The organism is Mesorhizobium sp. LSHC420B00 (assembly GCF_000503055.1).
GTDB lineage: Bacteria > Pseudomonadota > Alphaproteobacteria > Rhizobiales > Rhizobiaceae > Mesorhizobium.
Map to the genome: position 1 here is coordinate 221,752 of NZ_AYVY01000009.1, position 14,917 is coordinate 236,668.

16 protein-coding genes and 1 pseudogene are annotated in these 14,917 nt (G+C 63.5%); 10 read left to right on the plus strand and 7 right to left on the minus strand.

The window, feature by feature from the left end; translation table 11 throughout:
* Nucleotides 1–135: 135 nt before the first annotated feature.
* Both X760_RS55165 and X760_RS79095 read right to left on the minus strand, forming a co-directional pair.
* Nucleotides 136–582, minus strand: coding sequence for a YcgN family cysteine cluster protein (locus X760_RS55165; protein WP_023719321.1), 447 nt, complete (start codon nucleotides 580–582; stop codon nucleotides 136–138).
* A 287-nt stretch (nucleotides 583–869) separates the two neighbouring features.
* A complete protein-coding gene (locus X760_RS79095; protein ID WP_348633219.1) occupies nucleotides 870–1,655 on the minus strand; it encodes a hypothetical protein in 786 nt (261 codons plus the stop codon).
* Between X760_RS79095 and X760_RS79100 the strand changes: the two genes are divergently transcribed.
* Both X760_RS79100 and X760_RS55175 read left to right on the plus strand, forming a co-directional pair.
* Nucleotides 1,620–2,903, plus strand: a complete 1,284-nt coding sequence (locus tag X760_RS79100) for an OmpA family protein (protein WP_348633220.1) — start codon at nucleotides 1,620–1,622, stop codon at nucleotides 2,901–2,903. The genes X760_RS79095 and X760_RS79100 overlap by 36 nt on opposite strands.
* 237 nt (nucleotides 2,904–3,140) lie before the next feature.
* Nucleotides 3,141–3,656 (plus strand): TIGR00645 family protein, encoded by a 516-nt coding sequence (locus X760_RS55175; protein ID WP_023719323.1) that lies wholly within the window; start codon nucleotides 3,141–3,143, stop codon nucleotides 3,654–3,656.
* Between the two features lie 54 nt (nucleotides 3,657–3,710).
* Here X760_RS55175 and X760_RS55180 read toward each other — a convergent pair whose 3' ends face one another.
* Nucleotides 3,711–4,577, minus strand: coding sequence for an NAD(P)-dependent oxidoreductase (locus tag X760_RS55180; RefSeq protein ID WP_023719324.1), 867 nt, complete (start codon nucleotides 4,575–4,577; stop codon nucleotides 3,711–3,713).
* A 198-nt stretch (nucleotides 4,578–4,775) separates the two neighbouring features.
* Here X760_RS55180 and X760_RS55185 point away from each other — a divergent pair, with 198 nt between their 5' ends.
* Both X760_RS55185 and X760_RS55190 read left to right on the plus strand, forming a co-directional pair.
* Nucleotides 4,776–5,042 (plus strand): type II toxin-antitoxin system VapB family antitoxin, encoded by a 267-nt coding sequence (locus tag X760_RS55185; RefSeq protein ID WP_023719325.1) that lies wholly within the window; start codon nucleotides 4,776–4,778, stop codon nucleotides 5,040–5,042.
* Nucleotides 5,039–5,428, plus strand: a complete 390-nt coding sequence (locus tag X760_RS55190; RefSeq protein ID WP_023719326.1) for a type II toxin-antitoxin system VapC family toxin — start codon at nucleotides 5,039–5,041, stop codon at nucleotides 5,426–5,428. The genes X760_RS55185 and X760_RS55190 overlap by 4 nt, the downstream gene beginning before the upstream one ends.
* Nucleotides 5,429–5,435: 7 nt before the next feature.
* On the opposite strand, the gene X760_RS55195 is transcribed toward X760_RS55190, so the two are convergent.
* Both X760_RS55195 and X760_RS55200 read right to left on the minus strand, forming a co-directional pair.
* Nucleotides 5,436–6,068 carry a helix-turn-helix transcriptional regulator gene (locus tag X760_RS55195; protein WP_023719327.1) on the minus strand — a complete coding sequence of 211 codons (633 nt, stop codon included), beginning with the start codon at nucleotides 6,066–6,068 and terminating at the stop codon, nucleotides 5,436–5,438.
* A gap of 7 nt (nucleotides 6,069–6,075) precedes the next feature.
* Nucleotides 6,076–6,948 carry a S1C family serine protease gene (locus tag X760_RS55200; protein ID WP_023719328.1) on the minus strand — a complete coding sequence of 291 codons (873 nt, stop codon included), beginning with the start codon at nucleotides 6,946–6,948 and terminating at the stop codon, nucleotides 6,076–6,078.
* 175 nt (nucleotides 6,949–7,123) lie between these two features.
* Between X760_RS55200 and X760_RS55205 the strand changes: the two genes are divergently transcribed.
* The gene (locus X760_RS55205) at nucleotides 7,124–8,074 is read left to right on the plus strand and encodes a trypsin-like peptidase domain-containing protein (RefSeq protein WP_023719329.1); all 951 of its coding nucleotides are present in this window, start codon (nucleotides 7,124–7,126) and stop codon (nucleotides 8,072–8,074) included.
* On the opposite strand, the gene X760_RS55210 is transcribed toward X760_RS55205, so the two are convergent.
* The gene (locus tag X760_RS55210) at nucleotides 8,071–8,496 is read right to left on the minus strand and encodes a VOC family protein (RefSeq protein WP_023719330.1); all 426 of its coding nucleotides are present in this window, start codon (nucleotides 8,494–8,496) and stop codon (nucleotides 8,071–8,073) included. The genes X760_RS55205 and X760_RS55210 overlap by 4 nt on opposite strands.
* A gap of 66 nt (nucleotides 8,497–8,562) precedes the next feature.
* On the opposite strand from X760_RS55210, the gene X760_RS55215 reads away from it, so the two are divergent.
* The gene (locus X760_RS55215) at nucleotides 8,563–9,162 is read left to right on the plus strand and encodes a TetR/AcrR family transcriptional regulator (RefSeq protein WP_023719331.1); all 600 of its coding nucleotides are present in this window, start codon (nucleotides 8,563–8,565) and stop codon (nucleotides 9,160–9,162) included.
* On the opposite strand, the gene X760_RS55220 is transcribed toward X760_RS55215, so the two are convergent.
* A complete protein-coding gene (locus tag X760_RS55220; protein WP_023719332.1) occupies nucleotides 9,122–10,078 on the minus strand; it encodes a LysR family transcriptional regulator in 957 nt (318 codons plus the stop codon). The genes X760_RS55215 and X760_RS55220 overlap by 41 nt on opposite strands.
* A 109-nt stretch (nucleotides 10,079–10,187) precedes the next feature.
* Between X760_RS55220 and X760_RS55225 the strand changes: the two genes are divergently transcribed.
* The 4 genes and pseudogenes from X760_RS55225 (at nucleotide 10,188) to X760_RS55235 (ending at nucleotide 14,914) form a co-directional block, all read left to right on the plus strand.
* Complete coding sequence (locus X760_RS55225; RefSeq protein WP_023719333.1) at nucleotides 10,188–10,832, plus strand: FMN-dependent NADH-azoreductase; 645 nt, start codon at nucleotides 10,188–10,190, stop codon at nucleotides 10,830–10,832.
* A gap of 129 nt (nucleotides 10,833–10,961) precedes the next feature.
* Entirely contained in the window at nucleotides 10,962–11,399 is a 438-nt protein-coding gene (locus tag X760_RS78865; RefSeq protein WP_280940420.1) for a hypothetical protein, read from the plus strand.
* Nucleotides 11,378–12,346 (plus strand): 3' terminal RNA ribose 2'-O-methyltransferase Hen1, encoded by a 969-nt coding sequence (locus X760_RS55230; RefSeq protein ID WP_280940421.1) that lies wholly within the window; start codon nucleotides 11,378–11,380, stop codon nucleotides 12,344–12,346. The genes X760_RS78865 and X760_RS55230 overlap by 22 nt, the downstream gene beginning before the upstream one ends.
* Nucleotides 12,343–14,914 (plus strand): annotated as a pseudogene (locus tag X760_RS55235) (polynucleotide kinase-phosphatase). The gene X760_RS55230 and the pseudogene X760_RS55235 overlap by 4 nt, the downstream one beginning before the upstream one ends.
* Nucleotides 14,915–14,917: the final 3 nt, after the last annotated feature.

Here is a 14,917-nt window from a genome sequence, read left to right on the forward strand (position 1 = left end):
CGGCAGAACCGGGATAGTCTCTCGCTTCCGGAACCGGTGCTATGGACGGCGGTCCTACATAGGGTGGACCGGCATGGGCGGATAGGCAACGTCCGTTTTGCTGTCGGTTCTGGGTCCTAGATTCCGGAGTAAATCCTAAGGCTCGTCTGCAAGCATATGGTCGAAATAATCCTCCGGCTCGGCAAGCTCCGTCTCGCTGGCGCTGACCCGGCCGCGCATCGAGATGCCGGCCTCGTGCACAGTCTCGTCGCTTCCCGACACCAGCCTGTGCCACCAATAGAGATCGCGGCCCTCGGCAACCAACCGGTAAGCGCAGGTCTTGGGCAGCCAGCTGATGGTGCGCACATTCTGCGGCGTCAGCCCGACGCAATCCGGAACACGCGCCAGCCGGTTGGTATAATCGGAGCAGCGGCAGCTTCCAGCGTCGAACAGCCGGCAGCCGACGCTGGTCCAGTAGATATCTCCGGTGTCCTCGTCTTCGAGTTTGGACAGGCAGCATTTGCCACAGCCGTCGCAGAGCGATTCCCACTCGGCCGGGGTCATCGCCTCCAGCGTCTTGGTTTTCCAGAACGGCTTTTCCATCGTCGGCATGTGGACCTCGGAGGCGTCAAGGTCAAGCGCAGCAACCCATGCACCCTCGTCCGAACAATACGCCGGGACCATACGCCAAGACCATACGAATGACATGAAGTCGCCTTCAAAACGCCGGTCAATCGCCCTGTGCCACCGCTAAGACCTACAAACAGGAACCAAACATGGTTGCTGAAAGTTTGGGCAGGGATGGGACGCCACAAGGAGTGTTTATGATGAAACGCCAACCACGGATTCTGGCAGGCACGGCGCTTGGCCTGTTGATGGCGTCCGCGCCGTTAGGCGCGTTCCCGCTGCAAGGCAGCGCCGCATTCGGCCCCGCTCGGAACAGCGCAGTGCTTATCCCGGCGCAGTCGAATTGCGCCGAAGGCGAGTCGGCCGAAGCCTGTGCCCAAGGCGGGCAGGCGGAGCCGGAACAGAAGCCCGGCAAGAGGCGCGAACGGCAGGAGCGAACCGAAGCACCCGCCGAACAATCGGGCGAGTCCGAGCAAAAGCCGCGCCGGAACAAGCGCGAGCAGCAACAGACCGAATCCGCGCCCGCCGAACAACTCGCGCCCTCGGGCGGAGAGGAGCAGGGCAATCAACGCAGGAAAAAGAGGCAGCAACAGCAGATCGAAGCCGAACAGCCGGCCGAGCAGGCTGCACCCGTGAATGACGATCAGCAGATCAAGCCGCGCAGGAAGAAGCGCGACCAGCAACAGCGGGAAGCCGCACCTGCTGAACAGCCGGCCGAGCAAGCTGCGCCCGCGAGCGACGATCAGCAGCAGCTCAAGCCGCGCAGGAAGAAGCGCGACCAGCAACAGCAGGAAGCCGCACCTGCTGAACAGCCGGCCGAGCAGGTTGCCCCTGCAAACGACAACGAGCAGGGCAATCCGCGCAAGAGGAAGAATAAGCAGGACCAGCAGGCGGCGCCGGCTCTCCCACAGGCCGAGCCACTTCCAACCGACAAGCAAGCCGCTCCTGCTCAAGCCGAACAGCCCCAGGACCAGGCGAAGAAACGCGGCAAGAAGCCCGTTGGGGAAGAGCCGGTGACAGGCGAACAGCAGCCCGCAACCGGTGAGCAACCCGCCACCGGCGAACAGGCAGCACCCGCCGAGGGTGGGCCCCCTGCTTCGGGCGAAGCCGCGGCCAACCCGAACGAGGCGCCCATACTGGACAGTCAGAAGGATGTCAGGCGCAGGCACGGCAAGGACCAAGGCGGCCAAAACGCGGGTCGCCAAAATGGCGGCAAAACGGGTGGTCAGGAAGGCAACCAGCCCGTCGAGGAGAACGGCAACCAGGCGGAAGTCTCGAAACCGGCTCCGGTCGACCAGGGGCCGCCCCCGACCGACGACCGGGCAGCGCAGCAGGAGATCAAACCTGAAAAGATCGCTCCCGTGACCGAGGAAAAAGGCAAGCGCGTCGAGCGCTCAGCCGATTTCGAGGATGTTCGTCGTCGTCGGCGCCCGCAAGGCACCAATGTCCTCAGGGAATTCGGCGACCGCGTCATCCTCCAGTTCAACAACCAGACGTTCGTCGAAAGCAGCGACGCCCCGCGTATGCACCGCGGCGCCAGGAATGTCTATTATGAGGACCTGTCGGGCGATCGCACCCGGGAAATCGTGGAGCGTGACAACGGTTTCCGGATCGTCACCATCCGCAACCGCTACGGCGACGTGATCCAGCGTTCACGCATCGCGCCTGACGGACGCGAATATGTGCTGAGCTATGTCGACGAGCGGAACTATGACGATGATGCAGACTGGCGCGACCCGGGCGACGACCTGCCGCCGATGCGCCTTACCATCCCGCAAGAGGAATACATTCTGGATTCCGAAGAGGTCGAGGATCCGGACGACTACTACACCTTCCTCGAACGACCGCCGGTGGAGAAGGTCCAGCGCCTCTATTCGATCGACGAGGTCAAACGCTCGGCCCGCGTGCGCGACATTGCCCGCCGCATCGACCTCGATACGCTCAACTTCGAATTCGGTTCGGCTTCGATTTCCGACACCGAGGTCCAGAAGCTGGAGGGTGTTGCCAACGCCATGGACAAGCTGCTGAAGAAAAACCCGGCCGAGACCTTCCTGATCGAAGGCCACACGGATGCAGTCGGCAAGCCGGAAGCGAACCTTGCATTGTCCGACCGCCGCGCCGAGGCAGTCGCCGAAGCCTTGACCAATGCCTTCGGCATCCCGCCGGAGAACCTGACGACACAGGGCTATGGCGAGGAGTATCTCAAGGTAGACACGTCGGGACCCAACCGTGAGAACCGCCGCGTCGCCATCCGCCGCATCACCTCGCTGGTGGCGCCGGTGGCCAGCGCCCAATAAGCGGAATGTGAACCGCGCGATCCGATCAACCATTGAATCGCGCGGTCACCAATCTTGAAACGCGAGGTCACCAATCCCAAATTTTGGAAAGGGCGTCCCTGCCCCGTCCCGACTCCAGCGGGACACACGAGCCCCGCCGGTTCCCCTCCCCGGCGGGGTTTCGTTTTTTAGAACCTTGCAAACCGCCGCAGCCTGCCCGAAATACGGCACTCCGACAACGGAGCCCGGAATCGCCGCATGAAGCGCCTCGAACTCGCCATCGAATCGATCATTCTCGCCTCGCGCTGGCTGCTGGTCGTCTTCTATCTCGGACTGGGCGCGGCGCTTGCCATCTATGCCGTGTCCTTCGGCAAGAAGCTGTTCGAGTTCGTCTCCGTGGCCTTCACGCTCGACGACACCGATACCATCCTGAAGATCCTCGGCCTCATCGACGCCGCGCTGGTCGCCTCACTGGTGGTGATGGTGATCATCTCGGGCTACGAAAACTTCGTAAGCCGCTTCGATGAAAATGACGGCAAGGTGCATTGGCTGGGCACGATCGATGTCGGCTCGCTGAAGGTCAAGGTCGCCTCGACAATCGTCGCCATCTCCTCGATCCACCTCTTGCAGGTTTTCCTGAACTCGGTCTCCTACACGACCGACCAGCTGATGTGGCTGACCATCATTCATCTGGCCTTCGTTCTGTCGGCACTGATGCTTGCCTATATCGACCGGCTGATGGGTCTTGGCAAAGCCAAGAAAGCCGAAGGCTGAGCACGCGTCTGTGCCGGTCTTTAAGAGATACGCCTGTCAGCTAGATGCTTTCCGTCAGTAAATACCTTTGATTTTGGTATCAGTCCGCTCGAACACCTCGTCCGGCACAAAAAAGTCGCCGGCGAGCGGGCCTGTCGCGCCCGGCGCATAGGCTGAGAAATCGCTGACGCCTTCGGCGCGCAGCACTTCTTCGTCGATGTAGAAATTACCGGTTGCCCCGCGCGACGGCCTGACCAGGATGGCGTGTGCGGCATCGGCCATGATGTCGGGCGAACGGCTCATCGCCGCCACCGTCGCCCCGCCCAGGAGGTTGCGCACCGCCGCCGTGTCGATGGTCGAGATCGGCCAGAGCGAATTGACCGCAATGCCATCCCTGGCGAACTCGGCGCTCATGCCCAGCGTGCACATCGACATGCCGAACTTCGCCATCGTGTAGGCGACATGGTTCTTGAACCACTTGGCCTTCATGTCGAGCGGCGGCGCCAGATTCAAAATGTGAGGATTTTCCGCCAACCTCAAGTGTGGAATGCACATTTTGGAGACGAGAAAAGTACCGCGCGTGTTGATCTGGTGCATCAGGTCGTAGCGTTTCATGTCGGTCTCCAGCGTGCCGGTGAGTTGGATGGCGCTGGCATTGTTGATGCAGATATCGATGCCGCCGAACGTCTCCACGGTCTTGGCGATGGCTTCGGCGACCTGCGCTTCATCGCGGATGTCGCACAGCGCCGGCAGCGCCTTGCCGCCGGCCCGCTCGATCTCTTGCGCCGCTGTGTAGATCGTCCCCGGCAGCTTCGGATGCGGCTCGGCGGTCTTGGCCGCGATCGTCACATTGGCGCCGTCGCGCGCGGCGCGCAGCGCAATCGCCAGCCCGATGCCGCGTGACCCGCCAGACATGAACAGCGTCTTTCCCTTGAGCGACATCCTCGCCCCTCCCTGTGCTACTCTCTTTTCTACCATCTTTTCTCCTTGCGATCCTTGCCTGCACCGCCGGCGGATACAAGCGCCCTTAACCCGCAGCGGTGGTGTGACGCTACGGAGGGTCGTGGATTTCGCGGGAGCGCGCGTTGAATCTGTCGGGCAAGTTGGTATATATTCTATACGAAAAGGGAGAATATATAAATGGCCTTATCGATCAAGAATATGGCGGTCGAGCAACTGGCACGTGAGCTCGCCCGCCGGCGCCAGGTATCGGTGACGGAGGCCATCCGTCAAAGCCTCGAGCGCGAGGTTGCGCGCGAGCGGCTTGTGCCGCGCGACGAGACCGGTGACCTTTTTCAACGTCTGATGGCGATTGCGGAACGAGCTGCACGAATACCGGAGCGCAAAGACGCGATGAGCGACGATGAAATTCTCGGTTATGACGAACTGGGTATCCCGACGCGATGATCATCGATTCCTCGGCGCTGGTCGCCATTTTACGCACGGAGCCGGGCTACGACCGCTTCGTTTTGGCGATCACCCAGGCTGAAAGACGTTTGCTTCCGGCACCGACACTGCTTGAAACGACAATGGTGCTCGTCGGCCGCTGGCAGGACCAGATTATCGATCGCTTCGAAACTTTTTTGCGCACCGCCTCGATCGAGACGATCCCCTTCACGGCCGACCACGCCGCGGTCGCTCGTCAGGCGTTCCTGCGCTATGGCAAGGGCCGGCATCCGGCCGCCCTCAACTTCGGCGACTGCATTGCCTATGCTGCGGCACGTATCGAAGCCATGCCGTTGCTGTTCAAGGGTGACGATTTCCGGCTGACCGACATCGAACCGGCTGTTTGATCCACGGCTAGACCAGCACCAGGCCCTGCCGCATGGCGATGGCGATCGCATCGGTGCGGTTGGCGGCACCGAGCTTCGTCAGGATCGCTGCGACGTGGAATTTCGCCGTATGCACGGAGATGTTCAGCCGCCGCGCGATGACCTTGTTGGGCGCGCCTTCGGCGAGCAGTGCCAGCACCTCGCTTTCGCGCGGCGAAAGCGTCGGCCGGACGATTTGCTCGTTACTCGGTTCCTCGTCGAACCGGTCGCTGTCATGAAAGGTAAAATCGTGCCCGTCTGACAGAGCGTGGCTGTCACGCGAAATCCGGTAGCCAGCCGCCGCCAGCCGCGCCGCAGCGGCGATCAGCACGTCGTCCGCTGCCACCGGCAGCACGGCAAACACTGTATCGGCCGGCCGCTCCCCGGCCGCTCGCGACGATAGCAGCACTCGAGGCATAGCGGCGTCGACGAGCCCGCCTTGCACCCCATGATCATCGACGATGGCGACATCCGCCGCCCAACGCCCGTCGACTTCGCCCGCCAGAAAAGGCTGCAGGTCATCGGTCGCAGCGAGAGCCGCGGACAGACTTCGCGCGCGCTCGACGTCACGGAGCACGATCAGCACCGTCAGCCGTCTGCCAGCGACCTCACCGCTTACCATCTATCCCTCAGCTCAGTGGTTTTTCACCGATGGTCAGTGAGACCTCACGGTTCTCGCCGCCGCGCACCACGCCGAGTGTCACCAAGGCACCGGCGCTGTCCGGCCCGAGCTTGCGGATCAGCTCGCGCGGGCCATGCACCGTCTCTGCGTTCCACGATACGATGATGTCGCCGAGACTGAGACCGGCGGCTTTCGCCGGGCCGCTATCGTCAAGGCTCATCACCATGGCGCCCTGTGTATCACCATTGCGGACCGGATGCAGGCCGGCACCAAGATAGCCCCTCGCCACATGACCCTTCTCGCGCAGCGTCGTGACTGCCCGCTCGATCGTTTCGTAAGGCATGACCAGCGCCCGCCGGCGTGGCCCGAACAGCAGCATGCCGATCAGTCCGCCCTTGGCGTCGAGCACAGGGCCGCCCTCGAAACGGCCGCCGGCATTGACGGCAAGGTTGATGCGCCGGTCGATCGTGCCGCCGCGCATTGAACGCCAGGCCGGGCCGACCTCGCCGACCGTGCCGAAGGTAGCGAGCGAGGTGCCGTCGCTATTGCCCGCGACGATCGCCAGATTGCCCGGCCGCACTGCATCCGCCTTCACCAGGGACGGCACGCTTGGTGCGCCGGTGGGTTTCAAAACGGCCGTGCCGGTGGACGGGTCGCGGCCGACCAGCTCGGCCTTGACGGTTTCGCCCGAAGGAAACGTCAGCTCGATCTCCTCGCCGGCCTCGACCGCCTCCTCGGCAGTGACGAAATAGCCGTCCTGCCAGTGGAAAGCGGTAGACGTGCGGTGGTGGTGCGTCGCGAAGCTGGCCGTCGCTGGAGCCGCGGCTGCGGCGATGTCGGCAATGGCGTCGGAAAATGTGCTCAGATTGAAATCGCTCATGACTTGTCTCCTGGGTTCCTCGTGACCCAGATATCGCCCGGCAGGGCGTTGGCGGATACTCGCCTGACGGCTAGTTGGGCGTTTGACTGGCCATCTGGTCAGGTCGCGGCCGGTCCGGCCGCTCCGCACATATAGGCATTGTTCATCTTGTTCCAAAAGCTACGGAGCCCCGCAGATGGCCCTGCCCGCCCAGCAATTGCAATATGACGATGCCCTTCTCGATGCCTATTCGGCGACGGTCGCCGATGCCGTCGACCGCATCGGGCCCGCCGTCTGCCGCATCGAGCGTGTCGGTGGCCCGGGCGGCCATGGCTCAGGCTTCGTCATCGCGCCGGACGGGCTGGTCGTCACCAACTTCCACGTCGTCGGCGATGCGCGCAGTGTGCGCGTGTCGATGCCGGACGGCGCCTCCAGGGAAGGCCGCGTGCTCGGCCGCGACCCCGACACCGACATTGCGCTGGTGCGCGCCGACGGCAACTTTGCCGACGTTGCGCCGCTTGGCGATTCCAAGCGTTTGAGGCGCGGCCAGATTGCAATTGCCATCGGCAACCCGCTCGGCTTCGAATGGACCGTCACCACCGGCGTCGTCTCGGCGCTCGGCCGCTCGATGCGTGCCTCCACCGGCCGGCTGATCGACGACGTCATCCAGACTGACGCCGCGCTCAACCCCGGCAATTCCGGCGGACCGCTGGTGTCCTCGGCCGGCGAGGTGATCGGCGTCAACACCGCGATGATCCACGGAGCGCAAGGCATCGCGTTCGCGGTTGCCTCCAACACCGCCAATTTCGTCATCTCGGAGATCATCCGCTTCGGCCGCGTGCGCCGCGCCTTCATCGGCGTTTCCGCCGACACCACCAACCTGCCGCGCCGCGCAGCACTCTTGTCGCAAGTGTCGAGCAGCACGGCGGTGCGCCTGCGCAGCGTCGAGAAGAACAGCCCGGCGGACAAGGCCGGCCTCAGGGAAGGCGACATTATTGCCGCCATCGACGGCCGCCCGGTCACCGGCGTCGACGATCTTGTGCGCATGCTCGACGCCGAGCGCATCGGCCGCGAGACACTGTGCACGGTGGTGCGCCGCTCCGGCATTGCCCAGGTCACGGTGATGCCGTTGGCGAGGGCAAGCTAGCTCGCTGCAGCACCCTGCGCATATTGCGCCAGGAATTCCGGGCTCGGCGGGATCGGCCTGATCACGTCGATCAGCACGCCGTTGGGATCCTTGGTGATGAAATGGCGCTGGCCGAAGGGTTCGTCGCGCAGCGTTAGCAGGATCGGCAGGCCGGCGGCGGTGATCCACTCATAGACGGCATCCGGGTCCCTGACCTCGAAATTGATCAGCACGCCAGACGCGCGGCCCCGCCCCTCCTCCGGGATCGTCTCATGATCGCCCTGGACGATGCCGAGGTTGACGCGGCGATCTTCGGCTGAGCGCAGATGGATGTACCAGTCGGCCTCGAACAGCGGCTTGAAGCCGAAATGCGCGACATAAAAGGCTGCAGTGCCGGCAACATCGCCCGTCATCAGCACCGGATAATAGCTCGTCGTCCTCATCTTTCCTTCTCCCGGCGAACAACATACAATCTGCATGTAAATGTAACTAACATACAGGCTGAATGTATGCAACAGCGATCCGCTCGCCGCTCCAACCGTGATCGCACCGAAGCGACACGCGCCGAGCTCATCGCCGCGGCGCGAAAACTGTTCACCGAAAAATCCTATGCCGAGACCAGCACACCCGAGATCGTCGCCGCTGCCGGCGTAACGCGCGGCGCGCTTTATCATCACTTTGCAGACAAGCAGGCGCTGTTTGCCGCTGTGGTCGAACAGGAGGCGCAAGCCGTGGCGGAAGAGATCGAACGCGCGTCGCCGCCTTCGCTATTTGCCCGCGATGCGCTGATTGCCGGCTCGGATGCCTATCTGGCTGCCATGCGCGCCCCCGGCCGAACTCGGCTCTTGCTGCTTGATGGCCCCGCCGTGCTCGGCCGCGCCGCCATGGATGCGATCGACAATCGCCATGGCAACCGTTCGCTGCGTGAGGGCCTTGTTGCCGCGATGCGCTCGCACTCTATGACGAGATTGCCTGTGGAAGCTCTGACCGCTTTGCTCGCCGCTGCCTTCGACCGCGCAGCGCTCGCCATTGAAGCTGGAGCATCGATCGAGGACTATCGCGCCGTTCTCATCGCGCTGATCGACGGTCTGTCTCCGGCTCCTCCTTAGGCACCTCACCCGGCTCGAATTCGTTGAAACAACCAAGCTGGCGCTTGAACTGATCGATCAGCCAGGCGGCCGCCGGTTTCGGGCTGCGATCGGCGCGGTGCATGGCATAAAGCGGCGAGCGGACTTCGCTGTAAGGCTCGAGATCGAGTTCGACGAGCCGGCCGTTCGCCAGATCATCGGCAATCAGCCATCGCGGCAGCCCGCCCCAGCCCAGCCCCTCGCGCATCAGCACGTGCTTGGTGCGCACATCCGTCAGCCGCCAAGTGCGGTAGGCGAAGACGCCATAGTCGCGCCCGCGCGTACGCTCGGACTGGTCCGAGACGACCAGTTGGATGTGTTCGCGGACATCCTCCAGCGCCACTGGTCTGGGCAGCAGCGCCAGCGGGTGATCAGGCGCTGCGGCCGGCACCAGGGAGAAGAAACCGATGCGCAGCAGATTCACGTCCGCCTCGCCCAGAAGCCCTCCGATGCCGAGATCGGCCTGTCCGCGGACAACATGATCGAGGATAAGGCCAAGCGAGCCGATATGCAGACGCAGTGTCACGGCCGGAAACTGCACCTCGAATGCCTTTAGCACCCGAACCAGCACCGGCGACGGTAGCGTCACGTCGACCGACAGCGCAACTTCCGCCTCCAATCCCTGCCGATATCCGTCGATACGCGAGCGGATGCGTTGCAGCACGCCGACCATGCGCCGCGCATCTTCCAGCGTCGCCTTGCCGACATCGGTCAGTTGCGGCTCACGCGTGCCCTCACGCTCAAACAGCTTCAGCCCAAGCTGCGCTTCGAGGTTGGCAATGGCGTAGCTGATGACCGACTGCGCGCGGTTGAGCTTACGGCCGGCAGCCGAGAAGGAACCGGTGTCGGCCACCGCAACCAGGATCTGCAGTTGGTCAAGCGTCGGGTTGGGCTGCATCTTTCAATCCACAATTTAGATGGATCATATACAAAATATACCAGTTTTTCAAATGGGTCTGCGCACACATATTTGCCGGGAGATTTTAATCCAACCCTGGAGAGTCACCATGTCCATCCTTCTTGTCACATCCAGCCCACGCGGCGCCGCCTCGCACTCGACCCGCGTCGCCAACGAACTCGCCGACAAACTGCTTGCCGCCGATCCTTCGGCCAAGCTTGTCGCCCGCGACCTCGTCGCCAACCCGCTGCCGCATATCGACCCCGACTATTCGACCGGCATCTATACGCCGGCCGAAGCGCGCACCCAGCGCCAGGCTGAGGTCGTCGGCGTTTCCGATACTGTACTGGACGAGCTGTTTGCGGCCGACACCGTCATTCTCGCCACTGGCTTCATCAACTTCAACATCTCGTCGACGCTGAAATCCTGGGTCGACCACGTCGCCCGCTCCGGCAAAACCTTTGCTTATGGCGATGCTGGCCCGAAAGGCCTCGTCACCGGCAAGAAAGTCTATATCGTGCTGGCCTCGGGCGGCATCTATTCCGAAGGTGCAGCCGTGCAGTTCGATCATGCCATTCCCTACCTGCGCAGCGTGCTCGGCTTTCTCGGCATGACCGATGTGGAGGTCATCCGCATCGAAGGAGTCGGCATGGGCGCCGATGCGGTAGCAGCAGCGCTGGCCAAGGCCTCGACCAAGGTCGACGCCATTGTGGCTGCAACCGGAAGCGCCGAGCGCGTCGCCGCCGCGGCGTAAAGCCAGCATCGTTTGAATTGAACAAGGGCAGGCGCTCGGTGCCTGCCCTTGCTGTCGTTGGCGACAACCTATTGTGGTGGGCCAACAACTGCCATTGGTTATTCCGCTTGTCTGCGCTATCGGTCGCGGATGTTCCTGTCCGTTGCCACAACGCACCGTCCGGCCACCGATCTCGGTTTCCTGCTGCACAAGCATCCCGATCGTTTGCACGAGACCGACCTCTCCTTTGGCAAAGGGTGGCTATTCTATCCCGAAGCGACCGAAGAGCGTTGCGAGGCAGCACTCCTGCTCGATGTCGACCCGATAGGGCTAGTGCGCGGCAAGGGGCGGGCGGAAGGCTTGCTGGACCAATATGTGAACGACCGGCCTTACGCGGCATCGTCTTTCCTGTCCGTGGCGCTAAACAAAATGCTGCGGACGGCGATGACCGGAATGTCAAAGGAGCGCCAGGAACTGGCTAGCGGCGAACTGCCGCTGGAGGCAGTCGTGACTCCACTGCCGATGCGCGCGGCGGTGAGGCTCTGGTTCGAAGCCTGTTCGAACCCTTGGGCTGGACAGTCGATCTGACGCCAATCGAGGGAATCGGGTCTGGTGCAGGCGAGTCCCGGTACGGCCATCTGAAGCTGACCGGCACGGGCCGGCTCAGCGCCTTGTTGAACCACCTCTACGTACTGATCCCGGTGATGGACGATGCCAAGCATTATTGGGTCGGCGAAGCAGAGGTCGACAAGCTGCTGTCCAAGGGAGAGGGCTGGCTGGAAAAACATCCCGCCAAGGACCTGATAGTTCGCCGATACTTGCGCAACCGCGGTGCCTTGGCCCGCATCGCTCTGGAACGACTGGTTCCTGAAACGGCCAGGGAGACTTTGCCGCCCGAACTGCGTGTCACACCTGAGGAAGCGCTGGAGACGCCGATCCGGCTCAACGATCTGCGCATGGAAGCTGTTGTCCGAGCCATCCAGGCAACGGGTGCAACCACGGTTGCGGACCTGGGATGCGGCGAAGGCAAGCTACTTTATCGGCTCGTGCGCGAGCGATGGGTCCATAAGCTGTTCGGGTTGGATCCAGCGGCACGCGAACTGGAATGGGCTGCAAAGCGTCTCAAGCTGAACGAGTTTGGCGGGCCGCCGGGGGGCCGGGTTACGCTGCTGCACGGATCTCTGACATACCGGGACGGCCGCTGGGCGGCAGCCGACGTCGCCGTGCTGGTCGAGGTCATCGAGCATCTCGACGAGGACAGGCTGCCCCTGGTCGAACGCATCGTTTTCGGCGAGACGGCGCCTAAATCCGTCATCGTGACCACTCCGAACGCGGACTACAACGCTCTGTTTCCCAGATTGGCCCCTGGCGCATTTCGCCATCCCGATCACCGTTTCGAATGGAGCCGGGCTCAGTTCGAAACCTGGGCGGCCAAAATCGGTGAGATCTATGGCTATGCAGCCACCTTCAGCGGTATCGGAGCCCAGGATTCTACCCTCGGCGCGCCCACGCAGATGGCGGTGTTCACCCGATGAGAGAACTGGACAAGACCGATCTCGCCATTCCTGACTTTGCCCTCGTCGTGCTGATCGGCTCGACCGGATCGGGCAAGTCGACTTTCGCGGCCAGGCATTTTCTGCCGACCGAGATCATCTCCTCGGATCAGTGCCGGGCGCTGGTCTCCGACGATGAGACCGACCAGGACGTCTCTGCAGATGCCTTCGATCTGGTGCGCGAAATAGCCGGCAAGCGGCTTAAACACCGCAGGCTGGCCGTCATCGACGCCACCAACGTGCGAGCCGCCGACCGCAAGGCCTGGATTGAGCTGGCGCGCAAGTGGCACGCTTTGCCCGTCGCCGTGGTCCTCGATCCAGGCGTCGAGGTGTGCGTCGCACGCAATGCGGTGCGAGCCGACCGGCCGGTCGGCGCCGGGGTCGCCCAGCGCATGACAACCGAGATCCGCAAGGGTCTTGGCGGCCTGCAACGCGAGGGCTTCCGCCAGGTCTGGACGCTTACCAGCGAGGCCAGCATCGACGCGGCCGAGGTGTCGCGGCAGCCGCTATGGACCGACAAGCGCGACGACCACGGCCCGTTCGATATCATTGGCGACATCCACGGCTGTTCGGATGAACTTCAGATGCTGCTCGCTCGACTGGGCTACAGCGTCGCCTGGTCTGAACATCAGGGCGACCGAACGGCCACTGTGATCCCGCCGCAGGGCCGCAAGATCGTCTTTGTCGGCGACCTCGTCGATCGCGGCCCCAACTCGCCCGACGTACTGCGCATCGCCATGAGCATGGTCGCGGCCGGGACCGCCTATTGTGTCCAGGGCAACCATGAACGCAAACTCGGCCGCTGGCTGGAAGGTCGCAAGGTCACGGTCGCCCACGGCCTCGAGCAGACGATAGACCAGTTGAACACGCAGGACCGCGGCCTGCGAGAGGCGCTGCCGGCCTTTCTCGACGGCCTGCGCAGCCACGTCTGGCTGGACGGCGGACACCTCGCCGTCGCCCACGCCGGTCTCAAGGAGGAAATGATCGGACGCGGCTCCGGCGCCGTGCGCGAGTTCGCTCTGTACGGCGAGACCACAGGCGAGACTGACGAGTTCGGGCTGCCCGTCCGCGCGGACTGGGCCGCAGCCTACCGTGGCAAGACAGCCGTAATTTATGGACATACGCCAACGCTGTCGGCCGAGTGGGTCAACAACACCCTGTGTATCGACACTGGATGCGTGTTCGGCGGCAAGCTGACGGCCTTACGCTGGCCGGAACGCGAACTGGTAGAGGTGCCGGCAATCCAGACATGGTCGGAGCCGATACGTCCGCTGGGCGGGTCCTGTCTGGGCAAATCGGCACAGGCCGACGCCGACGGCGTGCTCGATTACCAGGATGTCTCCGGTCGCCGCTGGATCGAGACCGGGCTGAGGGGCCGGATTGTGGTGGCCGAGGAGAACGCCTCGGCGGCACTGGAAGTGATGAGCCGCTTCGCGCTGTCGCCGCAATGGCTGATCTATCTGCCGCCGACCATGTCGCCGTCCGAGACCAGCAGCCAACACGGCTGGCTGGAACGTCCGGAAGATGCCTTCGCTTATTTCCGCGAACGCGACGTCGCCCAGGTCGTGTGCGAGGAAAAGCATATGGGTTCGCGGGCGGTGGTCGCGCTGTGCCGGAACGCGCAGGCGGCGCGCAGCCGGGATCCCGGGCGACGAGACCGGCGCAATCTGGACCCGCACCGGACGTTCCTTTTTCAACGACGGCACCATGACGGAAGGCCTGCTCGCTCGTCTCCGGGTCGAGGTCGACGCGGCGGATCTGTGGACGGAATTGAACAGCGACTGGCTGCTGCTGGACACCGAGATAATGCCTTGGTCGGCAAAGGCCGGCAGCCTGATCGAAAGCCAGTATGCGCCGGTGGCGACATCCTCAGCCGCCGGTTTCAAGGTCAGCCGCGAGGCGCTAGCCCGTGCGATGGCGCGCGGCGTCGATGCGGCCGGCCTGAACGCACGCCTTGAAGACCGGGCCGCCCGTGCGGCTAAATACGCCACGGCCTGGGCGCCTTACGTGTGGCCGGTCTCCTGCGTCGACGACCTTAAGGTCGCGCCTTTCCACCTGCTCGCCAGCGAGGGACGTGTTTGGTTTGACCAGGATCATGTCTGGCACATGTCGCTCGCGGACCGTCTGGCTGCCCATGTTGGCGTGGTCACGCCGACCCGATGGCGTACGGTTGATCTGGCCGACGGCAGCGCGTGTGCGGAGGCTATTGCCTGGTGGGAGGCGCTGACTGGCTCCGGCGGCGAAGGCATGGTGGTCAAACCACGCGACTTCGTCAGCCGTGGCAAGAAGGGACTCATCCAGCCGGCGCTGAAGGTCCGCGGCCCGGAATATTTGCGCATCATCTATGGTCCCGAATATGACGCGCCGGACAATCTCATCCGCCTGCGAGAACGCGGCCTGAGCGGCAAGCGCAGCCTGGCACTCAGGGAGTTCGCGCTCGGTCACGAGGCGCTGACGCGATTTGTCGCCAAGCAGCCGCTACGCCGCGTTCACGAGTGTGTCTTCGCCGTGCTGGCGCTGGAAAGCGAGCCAATCGACCCAAGGCTGTAATAA